This is a genomic window from Nocardioides sp. NPDC004968, from assembly GCF_040608935.1.
In the GTDB taxonomy this organism is placed as follows: Bacteria; Actinomycetota; Actinomycetes; order Propionibacteriales; family Nocardioidaceae; genus Nocardioides.
In genome coordinates this window covers 27,307-40,024 of record NZ_JBEXJF010000025.1, presented here as the reverse complement: position 1 = coordinate 40,024, position 12,718 = coordinate 27,307, and the positions used below count along the sequence as shown (strand labels likewise).

Here is a 12,718-nt window from a genome sequence, read left to right as displayed (position 1 = left end):
TGCCTTGGGTGAGGCTCTGCCGATGAGAATGGTCACCGACCGTGAGCGCCGGGCGAGACTGGCCCGAAGGCACGGGCTCGCCCCCGACCACAGGTACGCCGACGTGGCGGCCGCGACGCAGGCGATGACCGCCTGGCACGCGACCGAGGCCGCGACCGTCCACCTCGCGCTGCATGCGCGGGTCCACGACCTCCGCGTCGAGGACGTCGAGCGGGCGCTCTACGAGGAGCGCTCGCTGGTCAAGCAGCTGGCGATGCGGCGTACGCTTTTCGCCTTCCCTCGCGACCTGCTGTCGGCCGCGCTGGGGAGCGCCTCGGCCCGGGTGGCCGCCCAGGAGGAGAAGAACCTCTACAAGTGGCTGACTGCCGGCGGCATCCACGAGGACCAGGGCGGCTGGATCGAGAAGGCGTACGCCGCGACGCTGGCCGCGCTGGCCGACGGAGAGCCGCGGACCACGACGCAGCTGCGTGAGCTGGTGCCGGAGCTCGACGCCCGCTTCCGGATGGGCACGCCCGGCAAGAAGTGGGGCGGAGAGTTTCCGATCGGGCGCTGGGTGATCGGCACCCTCGCCGCGCAGGGTCGGCTGATGCGGGCGACCAACCTCGGTCACTGGCGGCTGAACAAGCCTGCCTGGACGCTGCTTGAGTCGTGGTTGCCCGATGCGCCTGCTCCGCTTCCCGCTGACGAGGGTTATGCCGAGATCGTCCGCCGCTGGCTGGGGACCTTCGGTCCGGGCACCGAGGCCGACGTGGTCTGGTGGCTCGGGTCCACGAAGTCGGCCGTACGGGCCGCGCTCGCCGCGGTCGGTGCCGTGGAGGTCGGGCTCGAGGGCGGTGGCACGGGATGGGTCCTTCCCGACGACCCGATCGCCACCTCGCCGGAGCCCGAGATCGAGCCCTGGGCAGCGCTGCTGCCCACCCTCGATCCCACCGTCATGGGCTGGAAGGAACGCGGGTTCTATCTGGACGCCGAGGATGTGGCGTACCTCTTCGACTCCAACGGCAACGCCGGCAACACCGCCTGGTGGGACGGCCGGATCGTCGGGGCCTGGGCGCAGGACGACGAGGGCCGGGTGCACCCGATCGTGCGCCACGACATCGGCGGCGCGGGCCGGGAGGCGCTGGAGGCCGAGGCGGAGCGGTTGACCGCCTGGCTGGACGGTGTGGTGATCACCAACGTGTACGCCTCGCGGCAGATGAAGGACGCGCGGCTCCCCTAGGGACGACCGCAGGCGAGGGTCAGACGTCGCGGCGGCGCAGCACCCAGGCGGAGCCGGCGACCAGTCCGACCGCCCAGATCAGGAGTACGCCGCCGAAGAGCCAGTCACCCTGGACGAGCGCGTACCCCGCCGGTGCCGGGGTGTAGTCGATCGCGGTCTCCAGCCACGACCAGCCGAACCGCTGGGCGAGCAGCCCGAGCAGCTCCGGCATCAGCAGCAGCAGGAAGAGCACGAAGGAGAGCGCACCGGCGGTGCGGCGGAACAGGCCCCCGAAACCGAGGCCGACGGTCGCGAGCAGTGCCAGGAACACGCCGAGCCGCAGGACGAATGCGACGTCGCCGCCGGTGAGGTCGCCGAGCTCCCCGAGCCGGATCGCCGCGGCCAGCAGGCCGAGCCCGGCCACGGCCACCCCAGCCACGAGGACGCTCGTCGCCACGACCAGCGCCTTGGCGCTCAGCACCCGGGTCCGCGAAGGCGTACACGCGAAGGTGACGGTGATCGAGCGCGACGCGAACTCCGCGGTGATCGCGAGGATGCCGAAGGCGGCGGCGAGGAACTGGACGAAGTACTGCGTCGACCCGATCACCGACGCCGTGGAGGCGACGGCCGACGGATCGCCGTCGTCGGCCTGGAGCACCGAGGTCAGCAGCATGATCGCGGTTGCGCCACTGAGGAACCAGAGCGAGGAGCGTACGGTCCGGATCTTGAGCCACTCCGAGCTCACGACCCGTGCGAGGGCACTCATGCGGCACCTCCGGCGGCGTACTCGACGGCATCCGCGGTCAGCTTCACGTAGGACTCCTCCAGGGTCGGTTCGACCGGTTCGAGCAGATGCAGGAGCACCCCGGCCCGATGGGCGAGCGTGCCGACCTCCTCGGGGGACAGCACCGCCACGGTCAGCTCGTTCTCGCCGTTCCAGGTGACCTCGTGGCCGGCCAGCAGATCGGCGAGCGGACCGAGCGCGGGGCCGCGGACACGGGTGCCGCTGGGGGAGAGGAACTCGCTCATCGGTGCGTCGGCGACCAGGCGCCCGCGGCCCAGGACGACGAGCCGGTCGGCGGTCTGCTCCATCTCGCTCATCAGATGGGAGGAGACGAAGACGGTGCGGCCCTCGGCGGCGAGGCCGCGAAGCAGCGTACGAATCCAGCGCACGCCGTCGGGATCGAGGCCGTTGACCGGCTCATCGAGCATCAGCACCTTGGGATCGCCGAGGAGCGCGCCCGCGATGCCGAGGCGCTGGCTCATGCCCAGGGAGTACATCCCGGCACGGCGGCGGCCGGCAGCGGTCATGCCGGTCAGCTCCAGGACCTCGTCGACCCGGCGGTCCTCGATGCCCTGACTGCGGGCCATCGCGCGCAGGTGGTCTCGTCCCGAACGGCCCGGATGGACCGCCTTGGCGTCCAGGAGCGCGCCGATGGTGTGCGCGGGACGGTCGAGATCGGCGTACGCCTTGCCGTCGACGGTCGCAGTGCCCGACGTCGCGGCGTCGAGGCCGAGGATGAGACGCATCGTGGTCGACTTCCCGGCGCCGTTGGGGCCCAGGAAGCCGGTCACGGACCCGGGCTCGAGATCGAGGGTGAGGTCGTCCACGGCGGTCTTGTCGCCGTACCTCTTGGTGAGGTTGCGCAGTTGGATCACACGCCGAGCCTAGGCGCGCGGCCCGGCGGGCGAATCAGCCCGCGGGATGATCTGGCAGGTCCGTCCAGGGGCGTACGTTCATCCCGGATATCGATCTGTTGACAGGGTGTATGCGATACTCCGAGACGACTGCTCAAATAATCGGGCCCGCCCCGAGGAATGGACAGTCCGACGACGCCTCGCCGGCGTGGACCCTCCGGGGCCGCACTCCGGCACACAGGAGGTAGGGCGTCACCAGACCGCGACGCAGGCCTAGCAGGTCAGTGAGAGCGACTCGCCCGGGAAGGTCCCGGACGGCCGAGCGACCGCGGCAGGTGACGAACCGCCACCTGTGACGCACCGCTGCGGAGGATGCCGCCGCCCTGACAAGCTTTGCGCCGCGACGCGGCTGCTACGTGGAAAAAGTTCGATACTGCGCAGCGCCCGTTTCCCGGCACCTGACTATCCGGCACCTGTGAAGGTCCTGGATGAGGAGAACGGCATGGCCGACGAGACCACTGTCGAGAACACCGAGAACGGCGCTGAAACAGCGCAGGCTCCGGTGACCGACACCCCCACGACCGACGCGGAAGCGACCGGCGAGACCACTCCCGCGAAGAAGACCGCGGCGAAGAAGACCACGCGCAAGCGCACCACCAAGAAGGCCGCCGCGGCCCCGGCGGAGGCTGTCGAGGCCCCCGCCGCCGAGAACGCCGAGTCTGCTGAGACCACTGAGGCAGCCGAGGCCCCCGCCAAGAAGACGGCGGCGAAGAAGACGACCCGGAAGCGTACGACCAAGAAGGCTGCCGCCCCCGTGCCGGCCGAGGTCGAGACCCCCGAGGCCACCACCGCACCGGAGGGCGAGACCTCCGAGGCTCCAGAGGCTCCCGCCGAGACCGTCGAGGCTCCGGCCAAGAAGACGGCGGCGAAGAAGACCACCGCCAAGCGGACCACCGCGAAGAAGACGGCCGCCAAGAAGGCCGCCGCGCCCGTCGTCGAGCCCGTCGAGACCCCCGCCGAGGAGGTCGCCGACGAGACCCTCGAGGAGACCGACGCCGAGCAGGCCGGTCCGCCGGCCCCCGCGGTGCTGTTCCAGGCGCCGACCAAGACGACCACCCGCCGGCGTACGCGCAAGACGGCGGAGCCGAAGCCCGTCGAGGAGCCGGTCGAGGCTGCTGTCGAGGCGCCCGCCGAGGACGAGCCGCAGGCCGCTGAGCCCGCTGCCGAGCCCGCCGCCGAGATCGCGAAGGAGGAGGCGGCCCCCACCCGGACCCGCAAGCGCAGCTCGCGCAACGCGGCCCCGGTCGAGGAGAAGCCTGCCGACGAGACGCAGCCCGAGGCCGAGACCACCGAGCCCGAGACCGAGTCCGACGACAGCTCGGCCGACGACGGTGAGGGCGGCGGCAACGGCCGTCGCCGCCGCCGCCGTGGCGGCCGCCGCCGTCGCAAGGGTGCCAACGGCGACGCCGACGGCTCCGACGCGTCCGACAACGACGACAGGTCCGACGACTCCAAGGCCGAGAGTGACGACGCCGGCAAGGACGCCGACGCCGACCAGGGCGAGGGCAGCACCTCCTCGCGCCGTCGTCGTCGCCGCCGCCGGGCCGGCGAGGCCTCGGGCGACGCCGCCACCGGGGACGACCCGGAGAACACCGTCACCAAGGTTCGCCAGAGCCGCACCGGTGATGACCAGATCACCGCGCTGGCCGGCTCGACCCGCCTGGAGGCCAAGAAGCAGCGCCGCCGCGAGGGCCGCGAGGCCGGTCGTCGTCGCGCCCCGATCGTGAGCGAGGCTGAGTTCCTGGCCCGCCGCGAGTCGGTCGACCGGGTCATGGTGATCCGTGAACTCGAGGACCTCACCCAGATCGCGGTGCTCGAGGACAAGGTGCTCGTGGAGCACTACGTCGCCCGCGAGAGCCAGACCAGCCTGATCGGCAACGTCTACCTGGGCCGTGTCCAGAACGTGCTGCCGAGCATGGAGGCCGCATTCATCGACATCGGCAAGGGCCGCAACGCGGTGCTCTACGCCGGTGAGGTCAACTGGGCCTCGCTCGGCTGGAAGGAGGGCCAGCCCCGCAAGATCGAGTCGGTGCTGACCTCCGGCCAGAAGGTGCTCGTCCAGGTGACGAAGGACCCGATCGGCCACAAGGGCGCCCGCCTGACCTCGCAGATCTCGCTGGCCGGCCGCTTCCTGGTCTACGTGCCCGACGGCACCACCTCCGGCATCTCCCGCAAGCTGCCCGACACCGAGCGCAACCGCCTCAAGACCCTCCTGAAGGAGATCGTCCCCGACACGGCCGGCGTGATCGTACGCACCGCTGCCGAGGGCGCTGCCGAGGACGAGCTCACGCGTGACGTCGAGCGGCTCAAGGCGCGCTGGGAGGACATCGAGAAGAAGGCCAACGGTAACGCCCCGCAGCTGCTCTACGGCGAGCCCGACCTGACCCTCAAGGTCGTGCGCGACCTGTTCACCGAGGACTTCGCCAAGCTGGTCATCTCCGGCGACTCGTCGTGGGAGACCGTCAAGGACTACGTCCAGTCGGTGGCCCCCGACCTCGAGGAGCGGGTGGAGAAGTACGACGGCGAGGCTGACGCCTTCGCCGCGTACCGCATCGACGAGCAGATCGCGAAGGGCCTGGACCGCAAGGTCTGGCTGCCCTCGGGTGGCTCGCTGGTCATCGACCGCACCGAGGCGATGACCGTCGTCGACGTCAACACCGGCAAGTTCACCGGCTCCGGTGGCAACCTGGAGGAGACGGTCACCAAGAACAACCTCGAGGCGGCCGAGGAGATCGTGCGCCAGCTCCGGCTGCGCGACATCGGCGGCATCATCGTCGTCGACTTCATCGACATGGTCCTCGAGTCCAACCGTGACCTGGTCCTTCGTCGCCTGGTCGAGTGCCTGGGCCGCGACCGTACCCGTCACCAGGTCGCCGAGGTCACCTCGCTGGGCCTGGTTCAGATGACTCGTAAGCGGATCGGCACCGGCCTGCTCGAGGCCTTCACCGAGAACTGCGACGCCTGTGGCGGTCGTGGCCTGGTGATCCACGAGCACCCGGTCGAGGCCGGCAAGTCCTCCGGTGTCGCCCCCGACGAGCCGCGTTCGCGCCGTCGTGGTGGTCGCGGTGGCCGCGGCAAGGGCAAGGACGAGATCGGCACCGAGCAGCGCGCCGAGCCCGTCGAGGAGTCCGCCAAGACGCCCACGCCCGCCGAGTTCGCCGCCATGGCCGGACAGAGTGACAGCGTGGAGAAGGCCGACGAGCCGGCTGCCCAGGTCGTCGAGCCCGTCGAGACCCCCGCCGAGCCCGCCGAGGCACCCAAGGTCACGACCCGCACGCGTTCGCGCCGGTCCAAGGCATCGGCCCCGGCGGCCGAGCCGGTCGAGACCCCCGCTGAGTCCACGGTGGCCGAGCCCGTCGAGGCTGCGCCCGAGCCGGCGGCGGTCGAGCCTCCCAAGGTCACGACCCGCACCCGCTCGCGCCGGTCCAAGGCGTCGACCCCGGTCACCGAGCCGGCCGAGACGCCCGCCGAGACCCCGGCCGCCGAGACCCCGGCGGCCGAGACTCCGGCCGAGCCGAAGACCCCGGCCGAGCCGGAGGCCCCGAAGGTCACCACGCGTACGCGCACCCGCCGTGCCGCCACCACCGGCCGTCCGGTCCTGGCCGCCGTCGTCGGTAGCTCGACCGCGTCGAAGCCGGAGCCGGCGCCGTCCACGCCGGTTGTGTCCGAGCCGGTTGCGACCGAGCCGGTCGCCGAGGAGGAGCCCGCTCCTGTGGCCCCGGCCGTCGAGCCCGAGGTGACTGAGCCCGAGTCGAAGCCGGAGCCGATCGTGGCCGAGCCGGTTGCGGCCGAGCCGGTCGACTCCAAGCCCAAGGTGGTCACCCGGCAGCGCCGCGGCGCCCGCCGCGAGGTCGTGAGCACCGGCGAGGGCGCGGTGATGACCGCGACCAAGTCCGAGGCGCCGGTCGTCAGCAACGGCACCGCCTCGACCCCGGCGCCGAAGGTCGTGACCCGCACCCGCGGTGGCGCCAGCCGCGACACCACGCCGTCCCAGGACAGCTGACGTACGTCTCAGGAGCCCCGGTGACCGCACCAGCGGTCACCGGGGCTCCGGCGTTCCCGCTGCTCCCACCTCGTTTCGGGCGCTGCGCAGGTGGGCCGGTGACCAGCGGCTATCCGCGCGGGACGGTCTGAGGACCAAGGCGTTCGACGACTCGCTCGACCTGGCGACGTACGTAGTCAGGCCGCTGCATCACGTCCTCCCAGACGAACCGGAGGACGGTCCAGCCCCGCGCGACCAGGTCGGTATAGCGGCGGATGTCGCGTCGAAACGGCTCCTCGCCGGAGTGGTAGGCCCAGGATTCGCACTCGATGAGGAGCTTCAGGCGCGCGTCGACCAGATCGCCGTACTGCTCCGCACCCGCTTCGCTGAGTCCCAGGTCGCCTTGGGGTTCGACGGAGAGACCTGCGATCGGGAGCACGATGGCCCTGGTCACCGACTCGAACGCGTTCGCCGCTCGTGGGTCGGCGACGGCGATCACATCGAAGGCGCGCCGACGCCCGGTGCGGGGTAAGGCCGCGGCTGCGGCAACCAGGTCTTCACGGGTCAGCCCGGTGGCCAGCCCGTCGCGCAGCGCCGAGTCGGCGATGCACAACGCCTCGTCGAACGGGAGGTCTCGGGCGCAGTCGACCACGGTCTGCGCCCGAGAGGTGATGGCGCCGGTCGAGTTTGCGCCGACGGGCAGATCCCGACGGCGTACGACCACACCTGGTCGCGCCTTGCGTGAGCTGTTGCGCGGCACGGTCACCTCGATCTCGCTCGGCTCGTGCTTCAGCGACCAGCCCCACACGCGTGCGGCGCTGAGCCCGGAGACGACCCCGCCGATGGCGAGTGCCGCCGACTTGTCGTCGGGGAGCCCGGGAAGTACCACACGAGCGCCGGTGAGCGCGATGGCTGTCCCGGCAGACAGAGCCGCGTTGAGTTCGTCGCGGAGCCCCAGGTCGAGCAGCTCTTTGCGGGTGGCAGCCCCGCCGCGTACGCGGAGGACGTCTGTCAGAGCGGGCGCGGCGCACACAGTTCACCTCGAGGATCGATGTCTGGGCAGGTCGGCTGCCGGGATGGGATCAACCTGGTGCATCGATGCACACGGTTCAACCTCATATCCCCGCCGACCCGCCCGGATCGCACCAACTGTGTGTCAGGTCTCCCAGGACTCGAGAGTCTTCCGCGCGCCGACCGCGTGCAACGACGCCAGCGCCTCGGCGTACGGCTCGGTGAACTCAGGGGAGTCGACGAGGTCGCCGAAGAGGTCGGGGTCGCGGAGGAAGGCGAGCGGGTCCTCGCGCTGCGCGATCGCGCGGGCCGTCACATCGGCCCGGCGCCGGTCGATGATGTCGATCGGCGCGCCCTGCTCGTCGACGCCCTCGGCGTAGCGGGCCCAGGAGGCGACGACGAGCGCCGACCGGCGGACGGAGCCGCCCGAGGCGAGCTGGGCCGAGATGACGGGTACGAGCCACTTCGGGATCCGGTCGGAGCTCTCCGCACACAGCCGCGCCAGGGTGTCGCGGATATAGGGATTGGCGAAGCGGGAGATCAGCTCCCGCTGGTAGCCCGGCAGGTCCACCCCGGGCACCTGCGGCAGGGTCGGGGTGCCCTCCTGCGACATGTAGCCGAGCAGGAAGTCGACGAACAGCGGGTCCGTGCAGACCTCGTGGGCGTAGCGGTAGCCGGACAGATAGCCGAGGTAGCACAGCGCCTGGTGGCTGGCGTTGAGGAGCCGCAGCTTCATCAGCTCATAGGGCTCGACATCGGGCACCATCTCGACCCCGGCCTGCTCGAACGGCGGCCGTCCCTGGGGGAAGTGGTCCTCGAGCACCCACTGGGAGAACGGCTCGCTGACGACCGGCCAGGCGTCTCCGATCCCGAACCGCCAGCCGACCTCCTCGACGTCGGCGTCGGTGGTGGCCGGGGTGATCCGGTCCACCATCGAGCTCGGGAAGGCCACCTCGGACCCGATCCAGTCACCCAGCGCCGGGTCACGCAAGGACGCGAAGGAAGACAGCATCGCCCGGGCGACCTCCCCGTTTCCGGCGATGTTGTCGCAGGACATGACCGTGAACGGGGCCACCCCGGCGGCCCGGCGGCGAGCCAGCGCCTCCACGACGTAGCCGAACGCCGTCGAGGGCACCGCCCCCGGCCGCAGGTCCTCCTGGATGGCGGGATCGGAGGCGTCGAAGCCGCCGGTCGCCTGGTTGACGTGATAGCCGCCCTCGGTGATGGTCAGCGACACGATCCGGATCCGCGGGTCGGTGAGCAGCGCCAGCACGTCCGTGGGGGAGTCGGGGGCGAAGAGGTAGTCGATGATCGAGCCGATCACCCGCCCCCGCACGCCCCCGTCCGGCGCCCGCTCGACGAGCGTGTAGAGATGGTCCTGCGCTGCGAGAGCATCCCGCATGCGTACGTCCTGAGGCATCAGCCCCACCCCGACGATGCCCCAGTCGCGGACGCCCGAGGCGAGCAGGTCGTCGACGTAGCGCGCCTGGTGGGCGCGGTGGAAGCCACCGACCCCGAGATGCACGATCCCGGGCGTGACGGCGGAGCGGTCGTAGGCAGGGACGGCAACGGACACGGAGAGCTCGCCGAGTCGGCCTGTCGTGAGTCGCGGATAGATCACTTGACCGCCCCGAGGGAGAGTCCCTGCACCAGCTTGTCCTGAGCGGCGAACCCGGCGATGAGCACGGGCAGCGAGATCAGCGTCGCCCCGGCGGCCAGTTCGGCGAGGTAGGCGTGCTCGGTCTGGATCAGGGTGTTCACGTAGACCGGTCCGGTCTGGGCGGCGACGCTGGTGAGCACCTTGGCGTAGAGCTGCTCGTTCCAGGCGAAGATGAAGCAGATCAACGAGGTGGCCGCGACGCCGGGCATGGCGATCGGGGCCACGATGCGGGTCAGGATGCGGAACGTGCTGGCGCCGTCGATCGAGGCCGCCTCGATGATCGCGGGCGGCACCTCGACCAGGAAAGAGCGCATCATCCAGACCGCGATCGGCAGGTTCATCGCGGTGTAGATCAGGATCAGGACGATCACGTTGTCGGGCATGTTGATGACCTTCGTCGTGAACAGGTAGAGCGGCAGGATGCCCGCGACCATCGGCAGCATCTTGGTCGAGAGGAAGAAGAACATCACGTCCGACCACTTCCTCACCGGCCTGATCGCCAGGGCGTACGCGGCGGGGATGGCCAGGGCGAGCACGAGCAGCGTCGAGATCACGCTGGTGATCACCGAGTTGATCAGCGCCGGGGTGATCGGGTTCGCGGAGGTGAACAGGCCGGTGTAGTTGTCCAGCGTCAGCGGGGCACCCCAGCTGGGCGGGTACGTCTGAGCGTCCTGCGGTGCGTGCAGCGACGTCAGGACCATGTAGAGGATCGGGATCACGAAGATGATGCCGACCAGCCACGCTGCGATCGGGATGACGATCTTCGCCACCCGTTGCCGGTTCCAGGTGTTCATCAGCTCTCCTCCTCGAGCAGGGACGACACGACGCGCAGCGCGAAGGTCGCGATGATCAGTGAGCCGATGACCACGACGACGCCCAGTGCGGAGGCGACGCCGTAGTCCTTGGCCGAGTAGAACGTCTCGTAGACGGCGTACGGGATGTTGGTGGAGTTCAGCCCACCGGTCATGCCGAGGACCGAGTCGAAGTTCTGGACGATGAAGATCGTGCCGAGCACGATCGAGAGCTCGAGGTAGCGGCGTACGTGGGGGAGCGTCATGTGCACGAACGTCTGCCACCCGCTGCAGCCGTCGATACTCGCCGCCTCTAGCACCTCAGGATCCTGCGACTGCAGGCCGGCGAGCAGGATCAGCATCATGAACGGCGTCCACTGCCAGATCAGCTCGATCTCGATGGCGAGCTTCGGATGGTCGGTGAGGAACGCGATGTCCTGCGCACCCGGCACCCCGAGCTGACCGAGCACACCGTCGACCAGGCCGAACCCGGTCATCAGGATGCCGTTGCCCCAGAAGACCGCGGCCGCGATCGGCACGATCAGGAACGGCGCGATCATCATCGTGCGCACCAGACCGCGGCCGATGAAGGCGTGGTTGAGCAGCATCGCGATCCCGAGGGCGAGCACGGCGCTGACGCCGACGACGACCACGGTCATCTCGATCGTGTTCAGGACGGCCGTACGGTAGGCCGGCGTCGTGAACACGGTCTTGAAGTTGTCGAGGCCGGCGAAGCTGCGCTCCGGCGCGTCGGGCTGAGCGCTCCAGTTCATGAACGACATCACCAGCGTCGCCACGAACGGCAGCTGCGTCACCACGATCAGGAAGATCAGCGCGGGCAGCAGTGGCGCGCGCAGTTTCCACGACTCCCGGCCCCATTTCTTGTACGCCGCGGGCGGCCGGGTCGCCGTCGGCTCGGTCGTTTCACGGAGTGGTGCGGTCACGGTGGCCATCACTGCTTCTCCTTCTGGACGTCGCCGTACGCCTGGGCGAGCGACTGACAGCGGTCGAGTGCCGCGTCGGTGGTCTTCGAGCCGGAGATGGCGCTGCTGAGCTGCTTGGCGCACTCGGTGCCGAAGCCGGTGAAGCTCGGAACCCCGACGAACTGGATGCCGTTGTAGGGCCGCTTCTGGACGCCGGGGTTGTCGGCCTGGGCATTCTTGATCGCGTTCACGGTCGGGGTCGCGAAGGAGCCGGCTACCTCGAGGTAGTCGGGGTCCGCATAGGTCGAGGCACGCTTGCCCGCGGGAACGTTGGTCGGCCCGCCGGTGTCGTTCTCGGTGTCGGCCATCACCAGCTGCTCGTACTCCTTGCTGGAGGCCCAGGCGACGAACTTCTTGGCGTCCTCCTGGTGCCGTGACGCCTTCTGGATCGCCCACGCCCAGGTGTAGAGCCAGCCGGCGTTCTCGGTCTGGTCGTGCGGGGCGGCGACGTAGCCGACCTTGCCCTTGACCGGCGAGTCCTCTGCCTCCAGCGACCCGGCACCGGAGGTGGCGTCGTACCACATCGCGACCTTGCCCTGCTGCATGGCGTTGAGGCACTGCGGGAAGCTGAAGGTCGCGGCGCCGGCCTCGCCGTGCTCGCGGACCAGGTCGACATAGAAGTTGGCCGCCTTCTTGAAGCCGCCCTTGTTGACCTGGGCGTTCCAGTCCTCGTCGAACCAGGTGCCGCCCATGGTGTTGACCACCGTCGTGATCGAGGCGAGGTTGTCGCCCCAGCCGGCCAGGCCACGCAGGCAGATGCCGCGCATGTCGGCCTCGGCCTCGTTGATCTGGGCGGCGAAGCCGGCGACCTGCTCCCAGGTCGGGTTGGCCGGCATCTCGATGCCGTGCTTCTCGAACAGGTCCTTGCGGTACATCAGGAACGAGGACTCGCCGTAGAACGGCTGGCCGTAGACCTTGCCGTTGGCCGAGAGCGCCTCGGTCATGGGCGGCAGGATGTCGTCCTGGTCGAACTCGGGGTCGTTCGCGATGCTCTCCATGTCCGAGATCCAGCCGGCCTCGGCGTAGTAAGGGATCTCGAAGTTGGACAGCGTCGCCACGTCATAGATCCCGGACTGGTTGGCGAACTCGGTGCTCGCGGTGTCGCGCATGTCCTGCTCGACCTTGACCACGAAGTTCACCTCGATCCCGGTCTCCTCGGTGAAGTGCTCCGCGGTGAGCTCCTGGAGCTCGAGCATCTGGGGATTGTTGACCATCAGCACCGTGATGCTGTGCTCGCCCGCGCTCGTCCCGCCGGCGCCCAGTCCGCCGGTCCCGCATGCCGTCAACAAAACGGTGGTCAATGAGAGCGCTGTCAGCGCTGCGGAGGTCCGTCTCCGTACCCGCATCGATCTGCCTCCTCGCAGTGTGACTGTCGTCACGGACCACGATGGCGTA

General features: G+C 69.9%; 9 protein-coding genes. 2 read left to right on the top strand and 7 right to left on the bottom strand.

From position 1 onward, the window contains the following. The first annotated feature begins 22 nt into the window (after positions 1 to 22). A complete protein-coding gene (locus ABZU72_RS20295) occupies positions 23 to 1,219 on the top strand; it encodes a winged helix DNA-binding domain-containing protein (RefSeq protein ID WP_355020627.1) in 1,197 nt (398 codons plus the stop codon). Between the two features lie 19 nt (positions 1,220 to 1,238). Here ABZU72_RS20295 and ABZU72_RS20290 read toward each other — a convergent pair whose 3' ends face one another. Both ABZU72_RS20290 and ABZU72_RS20285 read right to left on the bottom strand, forming a co-directional pair. Then, on the bottom strand, positions 1,239 to 1,964 hold the full coding sequence (locus ABZU72_RS20290) for a hypothetical protein (protein ID WP_355020626.1): 726 nt from the start codon (positions 1,962 to 1,964) through the stop codon (positions 1,239 to 1,241). Further along, entirely contained in the window at positions 1,961 to 2,857 is an 897-nt protein-coding gene (locus ABZU72_RS20285) for an ABC transporter ATP-binding protein (RefSeq protein ID WP_355020625.1), read from the bottom strand. Before ABZU72_RS20285 ends, ABZU72_RS20290 begins: the two co-directional genes overlap by 4 nt. Positions 2,858 to 3,338: 481 nt before the next feature. Here ABZU72_RS20285 and ABZU72_RS20280 point away from each other — a divergent pair, with 481 nt between their 5' ends. Further along, positions 3,339 to 6,899 carry an Rne/Rng family ribonuclease gene (locus ABZU72_RS20280; protein ID WP_355020624.1) on the top strand — a complete coding sequence of 1,187 codons (3,561 nt, stop codon included), beginning with the start codon at positions 3,339 to 3,341 and terminating at the stop codon, positions 6,897 to 6,899. 109 nt (positions 6,900 to 7,008) lie between these two features. Here ABZU72_RS20280 and ABZU72_RS20275 read toward each other — a convergent pair whose 3' ends face one another. The 5 genes from ABZU72_RS20275 to ABZU72_RS20255 form a co-directional block, all read right to left on the bottom strand. After that, complete coding sequence (locus ABZU72_RS20275; RefSeq protein WP_355020623.1) at positions 7,009 to 7,911, bottom strand: DUF559 domain-containing protein; 903 nt, start codon at positions 7,909 to 7,911, stop codon at positions 7,009 to 7,011. A gap of 123 nt (positions 7,912 to 8,034) precedes the next feature. Next, a complete protein-coding gene (locus ABZU72_RS20270; protein ID WP_355020622.1) occupies positions 8,035 to 9,465 on the bottom strand; it encodes a mannitol dehydrogenase family protein in 1,431 nt (476 codons plus the stop codon). A gap of 41 nt (positions 9,466 to 9,506) precedes the next feature. Further along, positions 9,507 to 10,343, bottom strand: coding sequence for a carbohydrate ABC transporter permease (locus tag ABZU72_RS20265; RefSeq protein WP_355020621.1), 837 nt, complete (start codon positions 10,341 to 10,343; stop codon positions 9,507 to 9,509). Then, entirely contained in the window at positions 10,343 to 11,293 is a 951-nt protein-coding gene (locus ABZU72_RS20260) for a sugar ABC transporter permease (RefSeq protein WP_355020620.1), read from the bottom strand. The genes ABZU72_RS20265 and ABZU72_RS20260 overlap by 1 nt, the downstream gene beginning before the upstream one ends. Next, entirely contained in the window at positions 11,293 to 12,669 is a 1,377-nt protein-coding gene (locus ABZU72_RS20255; RefSeq protein WP_355020619.1) for a sugar ABC transporter substrate-binding protein, read from the bottom strand. Before ABZU72_RS20255 ends, ABZU72_RS20260 begins: the two co-directional genes overlap by 1 nt. Positions 12,670 to 12,718 lie beyond the last annotated feature (49 nt).